The following is a 23175-nucleotide window of genomic DNA, read 5'->3' on the forward strand; positions in this document are numbered from 1 at the left end:
GACACCAATTAATTCCCGGAGTATTGTAAGAAACATAAGCTGTAAGGATTGCCGCTCATGTCTTTTTATGGAGGGTATATTAGCACTATACATGGTTAGTAAAATTAAATTGGGTTTGTGGTTTTAATTAAATAGCTTATTCAGTACTCGCCCATGTTATATGGAATACATGGTCCTTTTCATTTATCAAAAATAAGATTATCAGGAATTAATAATGAAATTTATGAAGCCAACCTATCTGGCACTCTTTGTCGCAGCCGTTTCCGGCTCTGCGTTCGCCGCAGCGCCAGGTACGCCTTCAATCAGCAGCGGTAACGATAAATTTGCCATCGTTGAAGTGGACCAGGCCGTAGTGGACTACGGTAATCTTGTTAAGGTTCATAACGACGGTGTCGACGTAAAAGTCGAGTGGAACGTCTGGAGCGGCGATGCGCCAACCTCCGGTAAAGTGCTGCTGGATGGCCAGACCGTCTGGTCCGGTGCTGCCGGTGCATCCGGCTCTGCCACCTTTAAAGTGAAAAAAGGCGGTCGTTATCAGGAGCAGGTTGAACTCTGTAACAACAGCGGCTGTACCAAAAGCGCAAGCAAGCTGATTATCGTTGCCGATACCGACGGTAGCCATCTCCTGCCGCTGAATGCGCCTCTGCAGGAAAACAACAAAACCTTCGCAAAACACACCGATAAAGTGGTTGCTGCCTACTTCCCTGAGTGGGGCGTTTACGGCCGTAACTTCCCGGTCGATAAAATCCCTGCCGCTAACCTGAACCACATCCTGTACGGCTTCATTCCAATCTGTGGCGGCGACGGCATCAACGACGGTCTGAAAACCGTTGAAAACGGCAACAGCTTCGCAAACCTGCAGAAAGCCTGTGCTGGCCGTCAGGACTACACCGTGGCTATCCACGATCCATGGGCTGCGCTGCAAAAACCACAGTCTGGCGTCTCTAACTGGGACGACCCGTACAAAGGTAACTTCGGCCAGCTGATGGCGCTGAAAAAAGCGCATCCAGACCTGAAAGTGCTGCCATCCATCGGCGGCTGGACCATGTCCGATCCGTTCCACCATATGAACGACACCGCGATCCGCGCACGTTTCGTCTCTTCTGTTAAAGACTTCCTGAAAACCTGGAAATTCTTTGACGGCGTGGATATTGACTGGGAATTCCCGGGCGGCGGCGGCGTGAATGAATCGCTGGGCAACCCGCAGGTTGATAAAGCGACCTATACCGCGCTGATGCACGATCTGCGTTCTATGCTGAACGAGCTGTCCGCTGAAACCGGTCGTACCTATGAACTGACCAGCGCCATCGGCGCAGGCAAAGATAAGATCGAAGACGTGGACTACACCACGGCGCAGCAGTACCTCGATCACATCTTCCTGATGAGCTACGACTTCTACGGCGCGTGGAGCATGACCGATCTGGGTCACCAGGCGGCGCTGCATGCACCAGCATGGCGTCCGGATACCAACTACACCACCTCTAACGGCGTTGACGCGCTGCTGCAGCAGGGCGTACAGCCAGGCAAGATCGTGGTAGGTACCGGCATGTACGGTCGTGGCTGGACTGGCGTTCACGGTTATACCGGCGACAACCCGTTCACCGGTACCGCGACTGACGGCGTGAAAGGCACCTGGGAACCGGGCGTGGTTGACTATCGTCAGATTGTGAACGAGTACAAAGGCAAGCCAGGCTGGGAATACGGCTATGACGCGGATGCTGAAGCGCCATACGTCTTCAACAAATCCACCGGCGAGCTGATCTCTTATGAAGATGCCCGTTCTGCTACCGCTAAAGGTAAATACGTTCTGGCGAAAAACCTGGGCGGCCTGTTCGCATGGTCTATCGACTCCGATAACGGCGACATCCTGAACGCGATGAACGAAAGCCTGCTGGGCAGCTCTACGCCAGAGCCGGTTGTGACCAACCATGCGCCGGTTGCTTCTGCGGCGGATCAAACCGTGACCGGTCCTGCGACCGTAACCCTGGATGGCTCTGCGTCCACCGATCCTGATGGTGATGCGCTGACCTACAAATGGACTCAGATCTCTGGCCCAAGCGTCACGCTGACCAACAGCACCAAAGCGAAAGCAACCTTCTCCGTTGGCGCTGTCTCCAGCAACCAGACCCTGGCATTCCGTCTGACCGTGACCGATGCGAAAGGCCTGAGCAGCACCGCTGACGTGCAGGTTGTGAACAAAGCGCCTAAGGCTAACCAGGCACCAGTGGTTAACCAGATGCAGGCTGTGACCGTGGAAGCAGGTCAGACTGCTGCTCTGAACGTGCAGGCAGCGGATCCAGACGGTGATGCACTGACCTACGCCTGGAGCGTACCATCTGATATGCACGCGACCGGTACTGATACCTCCAGCGTACAGATCACCGCGCCGGACGTTACAACTGACTCTACCTACACCCTGAGCGTTGTCGTAAGCGACGGCAAAACCAGCGTACAGTCTAACGTACAGGTTACCGTAACGCCGAAAGCCACCCCGGTTGTGCCTGATGAAGACAATACCCCGTCTGACGAAGGCAACACGCCATCCGATGAAGGTAACACGCCATCTGATGAAGGCACTGCAACCGGCAGCTGCGATAACCCGGTAGATGCCAATGCCAGCAAATACGCGGCATGGGAATCCAGCAAAATCTACAACAACGGCGACATGGTCAGCTCCGATAATCTGGTATGGAAAGCGAAGTACTGGACTCAGGGCAACAAACCTGGCTTTAACGCCGATGCATGGGAACTGGTCAGCCAGGTGAAAATGAACTGGCGCTCCGACATGGTCTACAACGGTGGTGACAAGACAACCTATCAAGGTTTCGAGTACCGCGCGAAATGGTGGACAAAAGGTGACAAACCAGGCAACAGCGATGTATGGGTGAAAGAAGGCGCGTCAGCAGACTGCAAATAATCTTCTGAGCTTGAAATTGTGGGTGTGATATCAGCCCACAATCACTGGTCACACCCCGCTTCGGGTGTGGCCAGTACCTTCCACTAATTTAACAGGACGTGTTTGAGGAGAATAAAAAACGGCCACGCAGGTGAAGAATGAAAAGGTTTCTGTTTTTGTTATTGATATTAAGTCATAGCGCATTTGCAAATTGCTGGAATAAAGCGGCGCATTATTATCATATTGATCCGTTTTTACTTTATGCCATCGCGAATGTGGAATCGGGAATGAACCCGTATGCCATTGGCATCAATCATGACGGAACGCGCGATGTCGGATTAATGCAAATCAACAGCTCGCACTTTCCTGAACTTGAACGTAAAGGCATTAATGAAAACCGTCTGATGACAGAGCCCTGCACCTCCATTATGGTCGGCGCCTCTATATTGTCAGGCATGATTAAAGTTTATGGATACAACTGGGAAGCCGTGGGAGCGTATAACGCCGGGCTTAAAAGGGAAAATTATCCTAAACGTATGGTTTATGCCCATAAAGTCTGGAAAAAATATCAGCAGTTAAAATTAGCTGCCCATGACAAAACGAACTGGTGAGTTTTTTCTTTTTTGAAGAGTACCCACCCGTATTCTTCAGAAAATGAAAAACAGCTGTCTGGAGTTTATTTATTAATGGATTAATAAATAAACTGGGATTTTATTTTAAACCATCGAATTAACAGGAATAACCGAGATGAATAAAAGGACATTACTGAGCGTGTTGATTGCGGGTGCTTGCATTGCACCTGTTATGGCTCAGGCCACCATGTTGAAGGCAGAAAGCAGCGAGCCTTACACCATGAAAGCCAGCGATCTGGCGAAAAAGGAAAAAGAGCTCACTGATTTCCCGCTAATGCAGTCCGTGAAGGATACCATCCGTACGCTGGACAACGCATCAGTTGAGCAGATTGAGCCAGGCCGTGCAGCCAACCCGGCAAACGTGAAACGCGTTGAAGGGATCCTTAAAGAGAGCGACTGGGAATACCTGTTCCCACTGCGCGCGAAGGATTACAGCTACAGCAACTTCCTGAAAGCCGTGGGTAAATTCCCGGCGCTGTGCGACACCTACAAAGATGGCCGCGATAGCGAAGCTATCTGCCGTAAAGAGCTGGCAACCATGTTTGCCCACTTTGCGCAGGAAACCGGCGGTCACGAAAGCTGGCGTCCGGAAGCTGAATGGCGTCAGGCGCTGGTTTACGTGCGCGAGATGGGCTGGAGCGAAGGCCAGAAGGGCGGCTATAACGGGGAATGTAACCCGGACGTCTGGCAGGGTCAGACCTGGCCGTGCGGTAAAGACAAAGATGGCGACTTCCTGAGCTACTTTGGTCGCGGCGCTAAGCAGTTGTCCTACAACTACAACTACGGTCCCTTCTCTGAAGCAATGTACGGCGATGTCCGCACGCTGCTCGACAAACCTGAGCTGGTGGCCGATACCTGGCTGAACCTGGCGAGCGCCATCTTCTTCTTCGCCTATCCACAGCCGCCAAAACCAAGCATGCTTCAGGTTATCGACGGCACCTGGCAGCCGAACGACCACGATAAAGCCAACGGTCTTGTCCATGGCTTTGGCGTGACCACCCAGATCATCAACGGCGGCGTAGAGTGCGGTGGCCCGACTGAAATTGCCCAGTCTCAGAACCGTATCAAATACTACAAAGAGTTCGCTAACTACCTGAAAGTCCCTGTACCGGCTGACGAAGTGCTTGGCTGTGCCAACATGAAGCAGTTCGATGAAGGTGGCGCAGGCGCCCTGAAGATTTACTGGGAACAGGACTGGGGATGGAGCGCGGATACCCCTGATGGTAAGACCTACGCTTGCCAGCTGGTGGGTTACCAGACGCCATTCAGCGCGTTCAAAGACGGCGACTACACCAAGTGTGTACAGAAGTTCTTTAACGTGAACATCGTTAACGACGACGGTTCCGCGGTCGTGCCGGATGAAACACCGGCTCCTGCTCCAGCCCCGTCTGAAGATGAGACGCCAGCGCCGACACCAACACCGGATGAAACCCCGGCACCTGTGCCAGACGACATCCCGGCGGTGGTAAATCATGCGCCAGTAGCGCAGATTGCTGGTCCGATCGGTGCGGTTGAAGCCGGTGCGCAGGTCTCCCTGAGCGCAGAAGGCTCTACCGACGAAGACGGCAACAAGCTGACCTACACCTGGCGTTCCCAGGACGGCCAGACCGTTACCGGCGACGATAAAGCGGTGGTGACCTTCAACGCGCCTGAAGCCGCGACGGCGCAGCAGTATGAAATCAGCCTGACCGTCAGCGACGGCGAGCTGAGCAGCACCACCACATACCTGCTGAACGTAAAAGCCAAAGCAGCCACCCCGTCTCAGGACGAAGGCACTTCCGGCTCTTACCCGGCGTGGAGCGCGAACAGCAAGTACAGCGCAGGCGATATCGTGAACAACCACGGTAAACTGTTCCAGTGCAAACCGTTCCCGTACAGCGGCTGGTGTAACAACGCACCAATGTACTATGAACCAGGCGCAGGTCTGGCATGGTCAGAGGCCTGGACGGCACTGTAAAAGCAAAACGGCAACCTTCGGGTTGCCGTTTTCGTCTTTACTCCCTCTCCCTGTGGGAGAGGGCCGGGGTGAGGGCATCAGGCCGCACCCAATTAACTACCGATGCAACTTCCCGTGGTCCCGCAGCCACGCCGCGGTGCGCACAATCCCTTCATCCAGGGTCACAATCGGCTTATACCCCAGCTCGTTCTCCGCGCGCGAAATATCCAGCGTGAAATCAAAATTCAGCTTCGACACGCCGTAATGCGTCAGCGCAGGCTCTTTGGCGGTTTTGCTGCCAAAACGCTCCATGCTGCGGGCAATCATATCCAGCATAGGATAAGGCACCGAGCGAATGCGGCAGTCGATGTGCAGCTCGTCGATCAGGCGCTGCACAATGGTGCGAAGGCGGCAGGGTTCGCCGTTGGTAATGTTATAGGCGCGACCGGACGCCAGTTTATCGCTGTCCGGCTGGCTCGCCAGCCACATGGCGTACACGGCATTTTCGTAGTAAGTCATGTCCACCAGCGCATCGCCGCCGCGCGGCAGCAGCACGCTGCCGTAGTGGTGCATCATCTGCGCCAGGCGCGGAATAAACACTTTATCGTGCGGTCCGAAAAGACTTTGCGGACGCAGGATCGTAAAGCGCGTATGCGGGTTCGACTGCGCCAGCAGGTCGATCACCTCTTCGCTGGCCGCCTTGCTGCGGGCAAACTCACAGGCAAAACGGGCCGGACGGAACGTTTCCTGGATATCCCGGTGGTGGTGATAGTCGAAGTAGAGCGACGGAGAGGAGATATGAATAAAGTTACGCACGCCCCAGGCAACGGCCCACTCGCCCAGACGGCGCGTGGCGCGCACGTTGGCGAGATCGAAGGCTTCCTGGGTTCCCCACGGAGAGGTAAAACTGGAACAGTGCCACAGGGTGTCGATTCCGGCGAGCATCACTTTCGCCTGAGAGGAGACCAGCTCCGTCAGGTCGGCATGGACAAACTCTGCGCCCATTTTTTGCAGCAGCTTACCCATCGCCTCGTTGCGACCGGTAGCCCTGACGCTAATGCCTTTGTTGCGCAGAAATTCGACCGCATTTCGGCCTAAGCCGCTGGTCGCCCCGGTAACCAGTACCTTCATAACAATCCACTGTGTTGAAAAGAATTTCGTGCGCATTCTTTCGTGAATTACGGCGGGTTGCAATGGGAAAGGTGAAAGAAAGCGAGTTTTATTTAGTTCTTTTTCGTTTTTTGTTCTGCCAGTTGCGCAATCCGTTTTGCCATCCCGCGGAAGATAAACAGATGTGCGGGGATCATCAGTAACCAGTAGAACAGACCGGGCATCCCATGTGGGTGCCACCAGGCGCGGACGTCCAGTTCACGGCAATCGCCTTTGTCTTTCAGCGTGAAGCAGAGCCGTCCCAGCCCTGGCGCTTTCATGCCGAACAGCAGCGCCAGCTGTTTTTCCGGTTCGACAATGATGACTTTCCAGCTGTCGACCGTATCACCCACTTTGAGGTACGGCTGCGCAGGGCGGCCTTTCGCCAGCCGGTGGCCCACCAGCAGATCCATCGCTCCGCGTGTCTGCCAGAGAATATTGCCGAAGAAATAACGCTCTTTACCGCCGATCTGGTTCACCACCTCCCACAGTGATGCCAGGCTGGCCGAGGTTTTCACCGTGCAGCCCGCCTGTTTCGGGTAATAACCGTACTCCGGCCGCCAGCGGGCAAACGCCTGCGCGTCGTAGCCCCAGTCGCTGGAGTTCACCAGCTTCTCTTCTTCTTTCAGGGTATGGCGTACCGCGTCGTCAAAACGGATCAGCGTCTGTGGAATTAATGCGCGCAGTTCGCCATCGTCCGCCAGCAGATCGTGCTTCAGCCCCTGGATCAGCGCTTTCGCTGTCGTCGGCGGCACCGAGGTGATGACATTTAAAAACCACACGGAGATCCAGCGGGTCGGAAAGGGAACGGGGATGAGCCAGCGTTGGCGGCCGCTGACGCGCATAAAATGCTCGAACTGTTCCTGATAGCTCAACACCTCCGGCCCCGCGGCCTCAAGCACGCGGTGCCGTTCGGCGGGATGGTCCAGCAGTGCCACCAGGTAATGCAGCAGGTTTTCCAGGGCAATCGGCGTGGTGCGCGACCGCACCCAGCGCGGTGGGGTGAGCACCGGCAGGTTGTAGACCATATCGCGCATCACTTCGAAGGCGGCAGAGCCCGCGCCGACGATGATCCCCGCCCGCAGTTCGGTGACGGGGATATCCGCACTGCGCAAGGTGTCCGCGGTAAGCTGACGGGCGCGCAGGTGGTCCGACTGCTCATTTTCGGGCGCCTGGAGCGAGCTTAAAAAAATCACCTGCTTAACCGGCGTTTGCCGTAGGGCATCGCGGACGTTCAGGGCCACCTGACGTTCGTGGGCGATAAAATCGCCGCCTTCGCCCATGCTGTGCACCAGGTAGTACAGCGTGTCGACCCCTTCCAGCAGTGCGGGCAGCGACTCTGGCCAGTTAAGGTCGACGTTGTGGCAGGTGACGCCAGGCAGGTTCAGTTTTTGCAGGCGTTCCGTGTTGCGTGCCGCCGCCAGCACCTGATGCCCATGCTGGCTTAACGCCGTGGTCAGATGCTGACCGATATACCCGCTGGCACCAAGCACCAGAATACGTTGCGGCACGTTCTGCTCCTTAACGCTGTAAAAACGCCTGCCAGTGTTTTACGACGTCCAATAGCTGCTCGCGGTTGACGTCGAGATGCATCACCAGACGTACAACAGGTGACGCGTTGATCAGTACGCCACGCGCTTTCATGAACTCCCCAAGCGCAGCGGCGTGCTCATCACCCACGCGAACAAACAGCATGTTGGTGTCGTGTCGCATCACGTCGGCGCCAATTTCACGCAGTTGCCCGGCCATCCACGCAGCGTTGTCGTGATCGTCCTGCAGACGTGCCACGTTGTTTTTAAGGGCATACAGACCCGCTGCGGCCAGAATACCGGCCTGGCGCATGCCGCCGCCGGTCATCTTGCGCCAGCGGTTGGCGCGTTTGATGTAGTCCGCATCGCCCACCAGCAGAGAACCCACGGGGGTGCCCAGCCCTTTTGAGAGGCAGATGGTGAACGAGTCACAATACTGCGTAATCTCGTTCAGCTCGCAGCCGTAGGCCACCACGGCGTTAAAGATTCGTGCGCCGTCCACGTGCAGGCCGAGCCTGCGCTCGCGGGTAAATTCCCACGCCGCTTTGAGGTACTCGCGCGGCAGGACTTTGCCGTTGTGGGTGTTTTCAAGGCTGAGTAATTTGGTGCGGGCGAAGTGGATGTCGTCGGCTTTGATTTTTGCGGCGACCTTGTCGAGCGGGAGAGTGCCGTCCGGTGCGGCGTCGATCGGCTGCGGCTGAATGCTGCCGAGCACCGCCGCGCCGCCCGCTTCGTACAGGTAGTTATGCGCTCCCTGGCCGACAATATACTCTTCGCCGCGTTCGCAGTGGCTGAGCAGCGCCACCAGGTTGGCCTGTGTACCGGTAGGCAGGAACAGGGCGGCCTCTTTACCGCTGAGTTCTGCGGCATAGCGCTGCAGTTCGTTGACCGTAGGATCGTCACCGTAGACGTCGTCCCCGACCGGGGCGGCCATCATCTCTTCGAGCATGGCGTGACTCGGTCGGGTAACGGTATCGCTGCGTAAATCAATCATTTCACATCCCTTTAATTTAAGAGGTCATGCGAAATGTTTTACCTGAGCCAGTTGGTTTTTGCCAGTTCGATCACCTCATCACCACGGCCGCTGATGATCGCCCGCAGCATGTAGAGGCTGAAGCCTTTGGCCTGCTCCAGCTTGATCTGCGGCGGGATGGCCAGCTCCTCTTTGGCGACCACTACATCCACCAGCACCGGGCCGTCGATGGAAAACGCCCGTTGCAGAGCATCATCCACCTCGGAAGCTTTCTCCACGCGGATACCGGTTATGCCGCAGGCTTCGGCAATGCGGGCAAAGTTGGTGTCGTGAAGCTCGGTGCCGTCCGTCAGATAGCCCCCGGCCTTCATCTCCATCGCCACAAAGCCCAGCACGCTGTTATTGAAGACCACGATTTTCAGCGGCAACTTCATCTGCACCACCGACAGGAAATCGCCCATCAGCATGCTGAATCCGCCGTCACCGCACATCGCCACCACCTGACGCTCCGGGGCGGTGGCTTTGGCACCCAGCGCCTGTGGCATGGCGTTGGCCATTGAGCCGTGGTTGAACGAGCCGAGCAGGCGGCGTTTGCCGTTCATCTTCAGGTAGCGTGCTGCCCAGACGGTTGGCGTGCCGACGTCACAGGTAAAGATGGCATCGTCGTCCGCGAAGTGGCTGATCTGCTGCGCGAGATACTGCGGGTGGATCGCTTTGTCGCTCGGTTTGGCGAGTTCGTCCAGCCCCTTACGCGCATCGCGGTAATCGCTCAGGGCTTTGTCGAGGAATTTACGATCCGTTTTCTCTTCCAGCAGCGGCAGCAGGGCGGCAAGGGTGGATTTAATGTCGCCCACCAGCGCCATATCGACCTTGCTGTGTGCACCGATGCTGGCCGGGTTAATATCGATCTGAATGATTTTGGCATCTGTCGGGTAGAACGCGCGATAGGGGAACTGGGTACCGAGCAGAATCAGCGTGTCGGCATTCATCATGGTATGGAAGCCGGACGAAAAACCGATCAGCCCGGTCATGCCCACGTCGTAAGGGTTATCGTACTCGACGTGCTCTTTGCCGCGCAGGGCATGAACCACTGGGGCTTTTAGCTTACCCGCAAATTCAAGGAGTTCCTTGTGCGCGCCAGCACAGCCGCTGCCGCACATCAGGGCGATATTGCTGGCGTAACGCAGCAGTTGCGCCAGTTTTTTCAGCTCCTCTTCGGCAGGGGTAACGACCGGCTGGGGGGCGTGATACCAGTGAGTGCTGGCCCCTTCGGGCGCAGCCTTGAGCGCCACATCACCCGGGATCACGACCACAGAAACACCGCGGTTCAGCACCGCCTTGCGCATGGCTATCGCCAGAACCTGCGGGATCTGCTCCGGCGAGGACACCAGCTCGCAATAGTGGCTGCATTCACGGAACAGCTCCTGCGGATGCGTCTCCTGAAAATAGCCACTGCCGATTTCAGATGAGGGAATATGGGCGGCAATTGCCAGCACCGGCACGTGATTGCGGTGACAGTCAAACAGCCCGTTAATCAGGTGCAGGTTCCCTGGGCCACACGACCCGGCGCAGACGGCCAGCTCCCCGGTGAGCTGTGCTTCGGCCCCGGCGGCAAAGGCGGCGACCTCCTCATGACGGGTCGGCATCCATTCAATGGTTTTCATCTTGTTGAGGCTGTCGCTCAGCCCGTTCAGTGAATCGCCGGTTACGCCCCAGATACGTTTTACACCTGCCTGTTCAAGGGTCTTCGCTATGTATGCAGCCACGGTTTGTTTCATGGTTGTCCGTCTCCTTTTTGTGATATCGCTTACAAGCTTAGAAGAAAGTCACTGTATTGCCTGCACAATACCCCTCATTTCAGGGTGGTTTTCACCGGCAATGATTCGGCATAATCTGGCGACAGATTGGGTGAAAACGGGAATCATTTCAGATGGTTAAATCATTGTTAATTGCTGTAAACGAAAAGCTAATGTGCGACGATCTCGGCAAACTCTTGTTACGACTTGCCGTCGGTGGGCTGATGTTGTTTCACGGATTACACAAGTTATTTGGCGGTGTGGGCTTCATCAGCGGCCTGCTGGTGGAAAAAGGGCTGCCGGGGTTTATTGCGTACGGCGTATTGATTGGCGAAGTGGTGGCACCGATCCTGATCATTGTCGGCCTCTTTACGCGCCCGGCGGCGCTGGTACTGGCGTTTACCATGATTGTGGCATGGCTGATGGTGGGCACGGGCAAAACCTTTGCACTCGATGCCGTTGGTGCGTGGGCCATTGAGAGCCTGGTGTATTTCTTTATCGGCTCGCTGGCGGTGGCGTTTTTAGGGGCAGGGCGGTACGCGGTGGGGAAAGGTCCTGCGTGGCGATAGGGTTGTTGTAGGTCGGGTAAACGTAGTGCCACCCGACAAAAAGCCCGGTGGCGCTGACGCTTACCGGGCCTACGATCGAACATTTAACGTTTATGCAAGGACCAGGTCCCCCTGCGGATGACATGAGCACGCCAGCACATAACCTTCAGCAATTTCTGCATCGGTCAGCGTCATGGTGCTGGTCACGCTGTACTCCCCGGAGACTACCTTCGTTTTACAGCAACCGCATACGCCCGCGCGACAGGCAGCTACCACCGGCACCTTATTGCTTTCCAGCGCCTCCAGCAGCGTGGTGCCCACGCGGCCAAAGAAGGTTTGCGCCGGTTGCAGTTTGGTGAACTGAATCCCGCTGGTTGCCGCCTCCGCCACCGGCGTGAAGAACTGCTCTTTGAAGAAGCGGGTTACGCCCAGGGCTTTCACTTCCTGTTCCACAATCTCCATATACGGTGCCGGGCCGCAGGTCATCACCGTACGGTTCGCTATATCAGGCACGCGTTGCAGCAGCTCGCGGCTCAGACGTCCCTCGACAAAACCGTGCGTCGCGTTGTGCTCTGCCACCAGCGTTACCGGATAGTTGTGCCACTCATCGGCAAAGATCACATCGTCCGGCGAACGCACGCTGTAGATCACCTGCACGTCGGCCTGCGGGCGGTTTTTGGCCAGCCAGCGACGCATTGACATGATCGGCGTGACGCCACAGCCTGCGGCCAGCAGCAGGAATTTATCTTCGCTTTTGTCGTCACAGGTAAATTCCCCCTGAGCGTCAGACAGCCAGATGTAATCCCCGCGCTTGACGTCGCGCGTGAGCCACTGCGAGCCTGCACCGTCATCGATGCGGCGGATAGTGAGCGTAATGTATTCGCTCACGCCCGGCGTCGAGGAGATCGTATAGGCGCGCAATGTGTCCGCGGAGTTGCGGACGCTGACCAGCGCATACTGACCGGCACGGTACGGGTAGTAGTCATGGCACAGCAGCGACAGCGTCCACACATCCGGCGTCTCCTGATGGATGTGATGAACCTGCATCCGCCACGGGCACTGAGAGGTTGGCATGGTCATGAAATACTCCTTACGCGCTCAGCAGTTGCTGCATATCTTCTTCTACGGTGGTCACGGAACGCAGACCGAATTTCTCGTTCAGCACGGCCAGCAGGTCCGGCGTCAGGAAGCCTGGCGCGGTTGGGCCGGTGACGATATTGGTTACGCCCAGAGAGAGCAGGGTCAGCAGGATCACAATCGCTTTCTGCTCGAACCAGGAGAGCACCAGCGACAGCGGCAGATCGTTCACGCCGCAGCCCAGTTTCTCCGCCAGCGTGACCGCCAGAATGATGGCTGAATAGGCATCGTTACACTGACCAGCATCCACCAGACGCGGCAGCCCTTCAATGTTGCCGAAGTCCAGCTTGTTGAAACGGTATTTACCGCAGGCCAGCGTCAGGATCAGGCAATCTTCCGGCACGCGGGTGGCGAAATCGGTGAAGTAGTTACGCTCACCGCGCGCGCCGTCACAGCCGCCAATCAGGAAGATGTGGCGCAGTTTTTCACGGCTGACGAGGTCAATCAGCGAGTCTGCGGCGCCGAGCAGCGTTTCGCGGCCAAAGCCAACGGTGATCAGGTGCGGAATTTCACTGTACGGGAAGCCCGCCATCTGCTGCGCCTGGGCGATCACCGGACCGAAATCGTCACCTTCAAGGTGGCTCACGCCCGGCCAGCCGACGATGCTGCGGGTCCAGATGCGGTCATCATACGCGCCGACGGTCGGGTCGATGATGCAGTTAGAGGTCATCACAATCGGGCCCGGGAAGCGGGCGAATTCAACCTGCTGATTCTGCCAGCCGCTGCCGTAGTTCCCGATCAGATGTTTGAATTTACGCAGTTCCGGGTAGCCGTGTGCGGGCAGCATTTCGCCGTGGGTATAGACGTTAACGCCGGTGCCTTCGGTCTGCTTCAGCAGGTTGTAGAGATCTTTCAGGTCGTGGCCGGAGATGAGAATACATTTGCCTTCGGTCGCTTTCACATTGACCTGCGTTGGCGTTGGATGACCGTAGGTGCTGGTTTCACCGGCATCCAGAATGCTCATCACTTTGAAGTTCATCTGGCCGATTTCCATAGAGCACTCAAGCAGCGCATTCATATCGGCAGGCCAGGTGCCCAGCCACGCCATGATTTTGTGGTACTGCGCGTAGATGTCGTTATCGTACTGGCCAAGCACGTGCGCGTGCTCCATATAGGCTGCGGCACCTTTCAGGCCGTACAGGCACAGCAGGCGCAGGCCGAGAATGTTCTCGCCAATCGCCGCTTTGTCTTTGTTCGGGGTAAATTCTGCGGCCTGACGCTGTAATTCGCCCAGGTCGTCACTCACCAGCTGCAGTTCTGACATCGGGTTGTCCACGCGGGCGCTGGCATCGGCATTCAGGCACTGCGCTTTCAGCGCTTCGCGCAGGGCAATCGCTTCACGGGCGTACCCGACAATGCGCGGCGAATCAAAGTTAACGTTAGTCAGCGTGGAGAAAAAGGCGCGCGGCGCAAAGCTGTCTACGTAGTGGTCGACAATACCGTACTCGCGGGCTTTGAATGCCCAGGCGGAAAGCCCCTGCAGGGCAGCAATCAGCAGATCCTGCAGGTCTGATGTTTCTGCGGTTTTACCGCACATACCCTGCGCGTAAGAACAGCCATTGCCTGCCGGGGTACGGATAGTTTGTTCACATTGCACACAAAACATAATCACACCTGTTAAAGTTATATTTGATATACATGTTTAAGGTTATGCCTGTGTCCGGGCGGTGAAAAGGGCTTTTTCTGACAAAATAGAGGGAGATTGATTTAGCGCAATTTTGGCGGCAGGAACCCTACCGCCAGAGAGGTATCAGGCAGAGAAAAAGGCCATCAGAACAGGTACCAGCAGGCTCAGAATAAAGCCGTGCACGATGGCGGCGGGCACCATTTCCAGCCCGCCAGAGCGTTGTAATACCGGCAGGGTAAAGTCCATCGACGTCGCCCCGCTCAGACCCAGCGCGGTAGAGCGGCTGCGGCGAACCAGACCCGGGATCAGCATGATGGCGATTAACTCCCGCGCCAGGTCGTTAAAGAAGGCGGCGCTGCCAATAACAGGGCCAAACGACTCGGTTAGCAGAATACCGGAGAGGGAATACCAGCCAAATCCGGAGGCCATGGCCAGGCCGGTTTTGAGCGGCAGGTCGAGAATCAAGGCGTTAATGACGCCTGCTACCATTGAACTGGCGACCACAATAACGGCAACAATCATTCCCCGACGATTCAGGACAATCTGTTTCAGGGTCATGCCATTATTGCGTAACTGGATACCAATAAGGAACAGCAGGAAGATCAGGGTATATTCGCTGGCTTCGGTGGCGTGCTGCAAAAAAGGCCATCCGGTGAGCCCAAGGACAAAACCGAGCACCACGACGCCGCACAGTTTTAATGATTCCAGCGCCATCGCAATTCGGGAAGGCAGTTTTTCCTGATGGTGATGGTTTTTCCACGGAATAGTGCGCTCAAGCCAGAATAAGGCGGCGATATTGCAGAGCAAAATAACCACAACAGTGACCGCAGAATAATGCAGGATGGAAAGCAGATTGGTCGCCAGGTTATCCAGAAAGGCCAGGCTAATCCCCATAAAGAACAGAATGACGTAAACAATCCAGCTGAGAAAACGGTTGATAAGCCGTAATGCCGATGCCTGATGCAGCGGGATAAGATAGCCCACAATCAGGGGCAGCAGAATAATGAGGAGTCCTGAGAACATGAACAACCGGTCCTTGTGAGTAGCTGTTGAGCGCCAGAGACACTACCCAATAAAGGCTGTTCAGTAAAGCGGCAAAAGAAAGCCGGGTGGCGGCTGCGCCTTACCCGGCCTGTTACCTTCACCCTGGCCCTCTCCCACAGGGAGAGGGAGGGAAAGATTAATCGCGTTTTTCCAGCAGGGTGCGATACAGCACGCCGCCCAGAATACCGCCGACGATCGGCATTACCCAGAACAGCCACAGCTGCTCAAGTGCCCAACCGCCCTGGAAGATGGCGACGGCGGTGCTGCGCGCCGGGTTCACCGAGGTGTTGGTCACCGGAATGGAGATCAGGTGAATAAGCGTCAGTGCCAGACCAATGGCGATAGGCGCGAAGCCCGCAGGGGCGTATTTGTCGGTCGCGCCGTGGATCACCAGCAGGAAGCCGGCGGTCAGCACAATTTCAATCACAATGGCAGAGAGCATAGAGTAGCCGCCAGGCGAGTGCTCACCGAAGCCGTTGGAAGCAAAACCGCTGGCTGCGGCGTCAAAGCCGGCTTTACCGCTGGCAATCACGTACAGCACCGCGGCAGCAATAATACCGCCCACAACCTGAGCGACAATATAGCCAATGACCTCTTTAGCCGGGAAGCGACCACCAGCCCATAAGCCTAATGTCACGGCCGGGTTAAAATGACCACCGGAAATATGTCCTACGGCGAAGGCCATGGTTAATACCGTTAAACCAAATGCCAGCGCGACGCCGACAAAACCAATGCCGAGTTCCGGAAATGCTGCTGCCAGAACGGCACTACCGCAGCCACCAAACACCAGCCAGAATGTACCAAAGCATTCTGCTGCTAATTTTCTGAACATAACCACCTCAATTAACTACCGCACGCTTTCCCGCGTGCGGGATATATCGCCATAAAGGGATGACGACTCAAAGAGCCATTATTTTAGAAACCAACAACACCCCTTCGCCACTTAAATAAATTCGGATAATTTGATTTAAGGCAATGTGATGTCAATCCTTGTTCAAACTGGAGGTGAATAGATCATAGTCCAATTTGCGGGCAATAGTTTGTGGTGCTATTGAGACTATTTCAAATGAAACCTTGCACGTAAATTCTGAATTTTTCGTGCTGAGACAAAATAATCAGGAGGCCTGACAGTGTTCTGCGCGGCATCCTCCCGCTATACTGCTGATAACTTAAAGGAAAAAGTGATCATTTCTCGGGGGATGTATGCTTCTCGAACGTGTGGAAATTGTCGGGTTTCGCGGTATAAACCGTCTGTCACTCCAGCTGGAGCAGAATAACGTCCTCATCGGCGAGAACGCCTGGGGTAAGTCCAGCCTGCTGGATGCGCTGACGCTGCTGCTTTCGCCCGAAGGCGATTTGTATCACTTCGTTCATGATGATTTCTGGTTTCCACCCGGCGATGTCAACGGCCGTGAGAAGCATCTCCATATCATTCTGACGTTCCGCGAATCCGAGCCGGGGCGTCACCGGGTGCGTCGCTTCCGCCCGATGTCACCGTGCTGGGTTCAGAGCGACGATGGCTTCCACCGTATTTTTTATCGTCTGGAAGGCGAGATGTCAGAGAATGAAGGGGTGCTGACCCTGCGTGAATTTCTCGACCAGAAAGGCAACCCCATACCGCTGGACAATATCGACGAGCTGGCCCGGCATCTGATTCGTTTGATGCCGGTGCTACGCTTGCGCGATGCGCGTTTTATGCGGCGTATCCGTAACGGTACCGTGCCGCATATGCCGGAAGTAGAAGTCACCGCCCGCGAGCTTGATTTCCTGGCACGCGAGCTGGTTTCGCGTCCGCAAAATCTCACCGATGGGCAAATCCGCCAGGGGCTCTCTGCCATGGTGCAACTGCTGGAGCACTATTTTTCTGAGCAGGGGACCACGCAGTCGCGCCATCGTCTGATGCGCCGTCGATCCCATGATGAGCAACGAAGCTGGCGCTATCTCGATATCATTAACCGGATGATCGACCGGCCCGGCGGACGCACTCATCGGGTGATTTTGCTGGGGCTGTTTTCCACCCTTCTGCAGGCCAAGGGAACCGTCCGTCTGGATCGCGATGCGCGTCCGCTGCTGCTGGTGGAAGATCCGGAAACACGTCTGCACCCCATCATGCTCTCCGTTGCCTGGCACCTGTTAAATCTGCTGCCGCTTCAGCGCATTACCACCACCAATTCCGGCGAGTTGTTGTCGCTGACGCCGGTCGAGTATGTTTGCCGCCTGGTGCGTGAATCATCGCGCGTTTCTGCTTACCGATTGGGGCCGGGAGGGATGAATGCCGAGGATGGTCGCCGCATTGCGTTTCATATCCGCTTTAATCGCGCCTCGTCGCTTTTTGCCCGCTGCTGGCTTCTGGTGGAGGGGGAAACCGAGACCTGGGTCATCAACGAGCTGGCGCGCCAGTGCGGCCACCATTTTGATGCGGAGGGGATTAAGGTCATCGAGTTTGCGCAGTCAGGGTTAAAGCCGCTGATCAAATTCGCCCGGCGGATGGGCATAGAATGGCACGTACTGGTCGACGGCGATGAGGCGGGGAAAAAATATGCGTCTACCGTGCGTAGCCTGTTAAACGATGAGCGAGAAGAGGAGCGCGACCATTTAACCATGCTGCCGGCGATGGACATGGAGCACTTTATGTATCGCCAGGGGTTCGACGATGTGTTCCACCGGATAGCGATGGTGCCGGTCGATGTGCCGATGAACATGCGGCGCGTGATTGCCAAAGCGATCCACCGCTCTTCAAAACCGGATTTAGCCATTGAAGTGGCAACAGAAGCAGGGCGGAGAGGGATCGAATCGGTGCCTACGCTGCTGCGTAAAATGTTCTCCCGCGTCCTGTGGCTGGCACGCGGGAAAGCCGATTAACGCCGGGTTGCCTGGGTGACCTGCTCCGTCAGGCTATCCAGCAGCTCATAGCGGCGGCGATATTCCGCGCGTTTTTTACTGGCAATCTCTTCCATGGACTTACGCGGCATGGCAAGCGGCAGTTCAAAGTTACCGTTATCCTGTTTGTGTCCGCCGAGGGAGATCCAGAAGCTGTCGTAATCCGCCAGCAGTTTCCCCTCTTTTTTCTTGCGATATCGCCAGCTGCGATAGATGTGGGTGGCATTACTCACCGCCACAATCTGCTCCACCGGGAAGGCGCTGCCAAGCGTCATGACAGCTTCAACCAGCAGACGTTTCGGGAAAAGGCCATGGCACGCCTTGGTTGCCTTCTGGATCAGCTCATGCGGAACGTGGGCTTTCGCCCCCTGCAGGCCGCCGATAAAGAGTGTGCTTTTGCCTTCAAACGGGCACAGCGTAAACGTTATTTCCGCCAGCACGGTATCCTGATGGTCACTGAAAAAGAGGGTAGCTTCTCCCTCTTTATCCAGGAACGCATCGGCGCACAACCGAACGGTAAACTGCTGTTCATCCTTACCGGTTAAGGTCAGGAGCGTCACGCCCTGCTTAGAAAGATAGCCTTTGAGCAGCGCGGCTGGCAGGTGGTGACTCATGGTCTGGTAGTGCCAGTTCAGGGCTTCCAGCGCATGCGGGCGATCCATATTCACGGTCAGCCAAGGGCGATGCAGGCGACAGGGCAGGCCAGGCTGGACCTGCAGCATTTGCATCAAACGGGGCTGCTTTGCCAGGCTTGAGAGCAGACGTGCGGTGCTGAGCGGCGTCGCCAGCGTGCGAAGCGCAAACTTACGTCGATAGGCGGGATTTTGCCATGCCAGGCCCGGCGTAATGGCGCCAGTGACCAGGCTTTTAAACAGCTGCCAGCCGGATTTAGGCTGCGACAGAGTGGAATACGGTGTATCGACGATGGAAGACATGTGAGATCCTGCTTCTTATGGAATGGCGTTATTTCAGCAGGCCCTTTGTCAACGTTGTGTCAACAAATCCAGGCATTTCCTGAATTCAGGGGTTTCGTTGAGGAGTGGTTTAGATAGAATCGACGTTGATGTAAGCCAGAATAATTATTTGGAATATTTATGAACCTTAAGGGAAAACGCAGAAAGTGGTTTCTGCTGCTGGCGATAGTGGTGATAGCGGCCGGATACTGGTTATGGCAAGTGCTCAACGCGCCGGTTCCGCAGTATCAAACGCTGATCGTCCGTCCGGGTGAATTGCAGCAAAACGTGCTGGCGACCGGCAAACTTGATGCGCTGCGCAAGGTTGACGTGGGCGCACAAGTTAGCGGGCAGCTAAAAACGCTGTCCGTTGAGATTGGCGATAAGGTGAAAAAGGGGCAGCTGCTCGGCGTTATCGACCCGGAACAGGCTGAAAACCAGATCCGGGAAGTGGAAGCCACGCTGATGGAGCTGCGCGCGCAGCGTGCGCAGGCGCTGGCGGAGCGTAATCTTGCCCAGGTGACCCTGACGCGTCAGCAGGCGCTGGCTAAAACGCAGGCGATCTCGAAACAGGATCTCGACACGGCCGCCACCGAACTGGCGGTGAAACAGGCGCAGATTGGCACCATTGACGCGCAAATCAAACGCAACCAGGCCTCGCTGGATACGGCGAAAACCAACCTCGATTATACGAAGATTGTGGCGCCCATGGCCGGGGAAGTGACCCAGATCACCACGCTTCAGGGTCAGACGGTGATTGCCGCCCAACAGGCGCCGAACATTCTGACGCTGGCGGATATGAGCACAATGCTTGTGAAAGCGCAGGTTTCCGAGGCGGATGTTATCCATCTGAAGCCGGGGCAGAACGCCTGGTTTACCGTGCTGGGCGATCCGCAGACGCGCTATGAAGGCGTGCTGAAGGACATTCTGCCCACGCCGGAAAAAGTGAACGATGCGATCTTCTACTATGCCCGTTTTGAAGTCCCTAACCCGCAGGGCGTGCTGCGTCTGGATATGACCGCGCAGGTCCATATTCAGCTTACGGGCGTAAAAAACGTGCTGACCGTCCCGCTCTCGGCGCTGGGGGAATCCGCAGGGGATAACCGCTATAAGGTGAAGGTGCTACGCAACGGCGAAACGCGCGAGCGTGAAGTGGTGATTGGCGCACGCAACGATACCGACGTGGTGGTGGTGAAAGGGCTGGAAGAGGGTGACGAGGTAGTCACCAGCGAAACCCTGCCCGGAGCGGCGAAATGACGGCGTTGCTTGAGCTGACTGACATTCGTCGCAGCTATCCGTCGGGCGATGGTCCGGTGGAGGTGCTGAAAGGCATCTCCCTGCGCGTGGAAGCGGGCGAGATGGTGGCGATTGTCGGTGCGTCCGGCTCCGGTAAATCGACGCTGATGAACATTCTTGGCTGTCTGGACAAACCGACCAGCGGCACCTATCGCGTGGCCGGAACGGACGTTTCCACTCTGGACGGCGACGCGCTGGCGAAGCTGCGCCGGGAGCACTTCGGTTTTATCTTTCAGCGTTACCATTTGCTCTCTCACCTGAGTGCGGCGCAGAACGTGGAAGTGCCTGCGGTGTACGCGGGCGTGGAGCGCAAGAAACGCCTCGCGCGGGCGCAGGCGCTGTTAACGCGTCTTGGCCTGGCGGAGCGGGTAGATTATCAGCCCTCGCAGCTTTCTGGCGGTCAGCAGCAGCGCGTGAGTATTGCCCGTGCGCTGATGAACGGCGGGCAGGTGATCCTCGCCGATGAGCCCACCGGTGCGCTCGACAGCCATTCCGGCGAAGAGGTGATGGCGATCCTCCATCAGCTTCGCGATCAAGGGCACACGGTCATTATCGTGACTCACGATCCGCAGGTGGCGGCGCAGGCTGAACGCATTATCGAGATCCACGACGGCGAGCTGGTGAGCAACCCGCCGCCGCGGCACGTCAGGGCGGCAGCACCGAAAGAAGCCTTGCCTGCTGCAACCGGCTGGGGACAGTTTTCCAGCGGTTTTCGTGAGGCGCTGACCATGGCCTGGCTGGCGATGGCGGCGAATAAAATGCGCACCTTGCTGACCATGCTTGGGATCATCATCGGTATCGCATCGGTGGTGTCGATTGTGGTGGTGGGCGATGCCGCCAAACAGCTGGTGCTGGCGGATATCCGCGCTATCGGGACCAACACCATTGACGTTTATCCCGGGAAAGACTTTGGTGACGACGAGCCGCAATATCAGCAGGCATTGAAATACGACGACCTGGCGGCCATTCAGAAACAGCCGTGGGTCAATTCGGCGACGCCTGCCGTGTCGCAAAACCTTCGCCTGCGCGTGGGTAACGTGGACGTTGCCGCCAGCGCGAACGGCGTCAGCGGAGATTATTTTAACGTCTACGGCATGACCTTCAGCGAAGGGGCGACCTTCAACGCCGAACAGCTGGCGGGCAGGGCGCAGGTGGTAGTACTGGACGCGAACTCGCGCAGACAGCTCTTCCCCAATAAAACCAACGTCGTGGGCGAAGTGATCCTCGTAGGGAACATGCCAGCCACCGTGATTGGCGTGGCGGAAGAGAAGCAGTCCATGTTTGGCAGCAGCAAGATCCTGCGGGTCTGGCTACCGTACAGCACCATTTCCGGGCGGATTATGGGGCAGTCATGGCTGAACTCCATCACCGTGCGCGTCAAGGAGGGTTATGACAGCGCGCTGGCCGAACAGCAGCTTGAGCGGCTGTTAACCCTGCGTCACGGGAAGAAGGATTTCTTCACCTGGAATATGGACGGCCTCTTGAAAACGGCGGAAAAGACCACACGTACTCTTCAGCTGTTCCTCACGCTGGTAGCGGTGATTTCGCTGGTCGTTGGCGGTATCGGGGTAATGAATATCATGCTGGTCTCGGTGACGGAACGTACCCGGGAAATTGGTATTCGCATGGCGGTCGGGGCCAGAGCCAGCGACGTGCTGCAGCAATTTTTGATTGAAGCGGTGCTGGTGTGTCTGGTGGGCGGCGCCATGGGGATTGCGCTGTCGATGATGATCGCCTTTGCTCTGCAGATTTTCTTACCCGGCTGGGAGATTGGGTTTTCACCGGTGGCCATTCTTACCGCATTTTTATGCTCGACCTTTACCGGCATCTTGTTTGGCTGGCTGCCGGCCCGCAACGCGGCGCGGCTGGATCCGGTGGATGCGCTGGCTCGGGAATAACCCGAAAATAAAAATGCCAGCCGATCGGGCTGGCATTTTGACTGCGGGATGTACACAATAAAACAGAGAGCTAAGCAACCGTTTCTGCTTCAATCGGTACGATAAGGCTTGCGTGATTGCCTTTGGGTCCCTGATGTACATCGAACCGGACGGACTGCCCGGCTTTGAGCGTTCTGTAACCATCCATCTGAATGGTGGAATAGTGAGCGAATATATCCTCGCCGCCGCCTTCGGGGCAGATGAAGCCAAACCCTTTGGCGTTGTTGAACCACTTAACAGTACCCATTTCCATGCTTCGACATCCTTCGTAAATCTTATAAGTTAAGATGGAATGAACCGGTGGTGGAGTGGGGGCTGTTCAAAACCTCGCCATCTCACGCTTGTACAATTTAGAGAATCGAAAGACATCGTCAAGCGTTTGGCGCTGGAGATGGGACAATAATCAACCAAAGTTTGAAGCAGTTAACGCTATTGCAACAGTTTGTGACAGACATCGCGGATGACAGTAATAGATGATTGTTATCTAACATCTGAGGTAGATTCAAAGTGGTTATGCAAAATGGGTAAGACCAACGACTGGCTGGATTTTGACCAGCTGGCGGAAGACAAAGTGCGTGACGCGCTAAAACCGCCATCTATGTATAAAGTTATGTTAATGAACGATGATTACACGCCGATGGAATTTGTTATTGACGTGCTACAAAAGTTCTTTTCTTATGATGTAGAACGTGCAACGCAACTGATGCTTACCGTTCATTATCGTGGCAAAGCTATCTGCGGCATCTTTACCGCCGAGGTGGCGGAAACCAAAGTGGCGATGGTGAACGACTATGCGAGGGAGAACGAGCATCCGTTGCTGTGTACGCTGGAAAAGGCCTGAT

General features: G+C 56.2%; 18 protein-coding genes. 8 read left to right on the forward strand and 10 right to left on the reverse strand.

The features are described from left to right. Positions 1–214: 214 nt before the first annotated feature. From ACQG2G_RS07125 to ACQG2G_RS07135, 3 genes are all read left to right on the forward strand, one after another. Positions 215–2917, forward strand: coding sequence for a glycosyl hydrolase family 18 protein (locus tag ACQG2G_RS07125; protein ID WP_348595920.1), 2703 nt, complete (start codon positions 215–217; stop codon positions 2915–2917). Positions 2918–3054: 137 nt separating this feature from the next. After that, complete coding sequence (iagB, locus tag ACQG2G_RS07130; RefSeq protein ID WP_348595919.1) at positions 3055–3507, forward strand: type III secretion system invasion protein IagB; 453 nt, start codon at positions 3055–3057, stop codon at positions 3505–3507. A 136-nt stretch (positions 3508–3643) separates the two neighbouring features. Further along, the gene (locus ACQG2G_RS07135) at positions 3644–5485 is read left to right on the forward strand and encodes a glycoside hydrolase family 19 protein (RefSeq protein WP_348595918.1); all 1842 of its coding nucleotides are present in this window, start codon (positions 3644–3646) and stop codon (positions 5483–5485) included. Positions 5486–5581: 96 nt separating this feature from the next. Here the strand turns inward: ACQG2G_RS07135 and ACQG2G_RS07140 are convergent, their stop codons facing one another. The 4 genes from ACQG2G_RS07140 to poxB form a co-directional block, all read right to left on the reverse strand. Then, a complete protein-coding gene (locus ACQG2G_RS07140) occupies positions 5582–6595 on the reverse strand; it encodes an NAD-dependent epimerase/dehydratase family protein (protein ID WP_013097338.1) in 1014 nt (337 codons plus the stop codon). A gap of 92 nt (positions 6596–6687) precedes the next feature. Next, positions 6688–8124: an SDR family oxidoreductase gene (locus tag ACQG2G_RS07145; RefSeq protein WP_348595917.1), complete on the reverse strand. Its 1437-nt coding sequence runs from the start codon at positions 8122–8124 to the stop codon at positions 6688–6690. A gap of 10 nt (positions 8125–8134) precedes the next feature. Next, on the reverse strand, positions 8135–9136 hold the full coding sequence (gene ltaE / locus ACQG2G_RS07150) for a low-specificity L-threonine aldolase (protein WP_348595916.1): 1002 nt from the start codon (positions 9134–9136) through the stop codon (positions 8135–8137). Between the two features lie 38 nt (positions 9137–9174). Next, positions 9175–10893: a ubiquinone-dependent pyruvate dehydrogenase gene (gene poxB / locus ACQG2G_RS07155; RefSeq protein ID WP_348595915.1), complete on the reverse strand. Its 1719-nt coding sequence runs from the start codon at positions 10891–10893 to the stop codon at positions 9175–9177. A gap of 152 nt (positions 10894–11045) precedes the next feature. Here poxB and ACQG2G_RS07160 point away from each other — a divergent pair, with 152 nt between their 5' ends. Continuing rightward, complete coding sequence (locus tag ACQG2G_RS07160) at positions 11046–11480, forward strand: DoxX family protein (protein ID WP_348595914.1); 435 nt, start codon at positions 11046–11048, stop codon at positions 11478–11480. Positions 11481–11570: 90 nt separating this feature from the next. Here ACQG2G_RS07160 and hcr read toward each other — a convergent pair whose 3' ends face one another. The 4 genes from hcr to aqpZ form a co-directional block, all read right to left on the reverse strand. Continuing rightward, a complete protein-coding gene (hcr, locus tag ACQG2G_RS07165) occupies positions 11571–12539 on the reverse strand; it encodes an NADH oxidoreductase (RefSeq protein ID WP_061771942.1) in 969 nt (322 codons plus the stop codon). Between the two features lie 10 nt (positions 12540–12549). Next, positions 12550–14202, reverse strand: a complete 1653-nt coding sequence (gene hcp / locus ACQG2G_RS07170; protein WP_023622157.1) for a hydroxylamine reductase — start codon at positions 14200–14202, stop codon at positions 12550–12552. A 144-nt stretch (positions 14203–14346) separates the two neighbouring features. Next, the gene (locus ACQG2G_RS07175; RefSeq protein ID WP_013097331.1) at positions 14347–15246 is read right to left on the reverse strand and encodes a lysine exporter LysO family protein; all 900 of its coding nucleotides are present in this window, start codon (positions 15244–15246) and stop codon (positions 14347–14349) included. Between the two features lie 157 nt (positions 15247–15403). Next, the gene (gene aqpZ / locus ACQG2G_RS07180; protein WP_013097330.1) at positions 15404–16099 is read right to left on the reverse strand and encodes an aquaporin Z; all 696 of its coding nucleotides are present in this window, start codon (positions 16097–16099) and stop codon (positions 15404–15406) included. 371 nt (positions 16100–16470) lie between these two features. Between aqpZ and ACQG2G_RS07185 the strand changes: the two genes are divergently transcribed. Beyond that, positions 16471–18129 carry an ATP-dependent endonuclease gene (locus ACQG2G_RS07185; RefSeq protein ID WP_061771941.1) on the forward strand — a complete coding sequence of 553 codons (1659 nt, stop codon included), beginning with the start codon at positions 16471–16473 and terminating at the stop codon, positions 18127–18129. Here the strand turns inward: ACQG2G_RS07185 and ACQG2G_RS07190 are convergent. Beyond that, complete coding sequence (locus ACQG2G_RS07190) at positions 18126–19082, reverse strand: VirK/YbjX family protein (protein ID WP_048971423.1); 957 nt, start codon at positions 19080–19082, stop codon at positions 18126–18128. The two genes, ACQG2G_RS07185 and ACQG2G_RS07190, sit on opposite strands and share 4 nt — an antisense overlap. Before the next feature lie 159 nt (positions 19083–19241). Between ACQG2G_RS07190 and macA the strand changes: the two genes are divergently transcribed. After that, on the forward strand, positions 19242–20357 hold the full coding sequence (macA, locus tag ACQG2G_RS07195; protein WP_023622163.1) for a macrolide transporter subunit MacA: 1116 nt from the start codon (positions 19242–19244) through the stop codon (positions 20355–20357). After that, positions 20354–22294: a macrolide ABC transporter ATP-binding protein/permease MacB gene (gene macB, locus ACQG2G_RS07200; RefSeq protein WP_061771940.1), complete on the forward strand. Its 1941-nt coding sequence runs from the start codon at positions 20354–20356 to the stop codon at positions 22292–22294. Before macA ends, macB begins: the two co-directional genes overlap by 4 nt. Positions 22295–22364: 70 nt before the next feature. On the opposite strand, the gene cspD is transcribed toward macB, so the two are convergent. Then, positions 22365–22586 carry a cold shock-like protein CspD gene (gene cspD, locus ACQG2G_RS07205; RefSeq protein ID WP_008499993.1) on the reverse strand — a complete coding sequence of 74 codons (222 nt, stop codon included), beginning with the start codon at positions 22584–22586 and terminating at the stop codon, positions 22365–22367. Between the two features lie 267 nt (positions 22587–22853). Between cspD and clpS the strand changes: the two genes are divergently transcribed. Next, positions 22854–23174: an ATP-dependent Clp protease adapter ClpS gene (gene clpS, locus ACQG2G_RS07210; protein ID WP_006174393.1), complete on the forward strand. Its 321-nt coding sequence runs from the start codon at positions 22854–22856 to the stop codon at positions 23172–23174. The last annotated feature ends 1 nt before the right edge of the window (position 23175 follow it).

The sequence above is a fragment of the Enterobacter cloacae complex sp. 382A5 genome (genome assembly GCF_050031095.1).
GTDB classification, from domain to species: Bacteria; Pseudomonadota; Gammaproteobacteria; order Enterobacterales; family Enterobacteriaceae; genus Enterobacter; species Enterobacter cloacae.

What these genes read in the sequence shown, in the direction of transcription:
- ACQG2G_RS07190 (WP_048971423.1), bottom strand. Translation starts at nt 19,082, where the DNA reads ATGTCTTCCATCGTCGATACACCGTATTCCACTCTGTCGCAGCCTAAA.
- poxB (WP_348595915.1), bottom strand. Translation starts at nt 10,893, where the DNA reads ATGAAACAAACCGTGGCTGCATACATAGCGAAGACCCTTGAACAGGCA.
- hcr (WP_061771942.1), bottom strand. Translation starts at nt 12,539, where the DNA reads ATGACCATGCCAACCTCTCAGTGCCCGTGGCGGATGCAGGTTCATCAC.
- ACQG2G_RS07160 (WP_348595914.1), top strand. Translation starts at nt 11,046, where the DNA reads ATGGTTAAATCATTGTTAATTGCTGTAAACGAAAAGCTAATGTGCGAC.
- ACQG2G_RS07140 (WP_013097338.1), bottom strand. Translation starts at nt 6,595, where the DNA reads ATGAAGGTACTGGTTACCGGGGCGACCAGCGGCTTAGGCCGAAATGCG.
- cspD (WP_008499993.1), bottom strand. Translation starts at nt 22,586, where the DNA reads ATGGAAATGGGTACTGTTAAGTGGTTCAACAACGCCAAAGGGTTTGGC.
- clpS (WP_006174393.1), top strand. Translation starts at nt 22,854, where the DNA reads ATGGGTAAGACCAACGACTGGCTGGATTTTGACCAGCTGGCGGAAGAC.
- ACQG2G_RS07125 (WP_348595920.1), top strand. Translation starts at nt 215, where the DNA reads ATGAAATTTATGAAGCCAACCTATCTGGCACTCTTTGTCGCAGCCGTT.
- hcp (WP_023622157.1), bottom strand. Translation starts at nt 14,202, where the DNA reads ATGTTTTGTGTGCAATGTGAACAAACTATCCGTACCCCGGCAGGCAAT.
- ACQG2G_RS07135 (WP_348595918.1), top strand. Translation starts at nt 3,644, where the DNA reads ATGAATAAAAGGACATTACTGAGCGTGTTGATTGCGGGTGCTTGCATT.
- macB (WP_061771940.1), top strand. Translation starts at nt 20,354, where the DNA reads ATGACGGCGTTGCTTGAGCTGACTGACATTCGTCGCAGCTATCCGTCG.
- iagB (WP_348595919.1), top strand. Translation starts at nt 3,055, where the DNA reads ATGAAAAGGTTTCTGTTTTTGTTATTGATATTAAGTCATAGCGCATTT.
- ACQG2G_RS07175 (WP_013097331.1), bottom strand. Translation starts at nt 15,246, where the DNA reads ATGTTCTCAGGACTCCTCATTATTCTGCTGCCCCTGATTGTGGGCTAT.
- ltaE (WP_348595916.1), bottom strand. Translation starts at nt 9,136, where the DNA reads ATGATTGATTTACGCAGCGATACCGTTACCCGACCGAGTCACGCCATG.
- ACQG2G_RS07185 (WP_061771941.1), top strand. Translation starts at nt 16,471, where the DNA reads ATGCTTCTCGAACGTGTGGAAATTGTCGGGTTTCGCGGTATAAACCGT.
- macA (WP_023622163.1), top strand. Translation starts at nt 19,242, where the DNA reads ATGAACCTTAAGGGAAAACGCAGAAAGTGGTTTCTGCTGCTGGCGATA.
- aqpZ (WP_013097330.1), bottom strand. Translation starts at nt 16,099, where the DNA reads ATGTTCAGAAAATTAGCAGCAGAATGCTTTGGTACATTCTGGCTGGTG.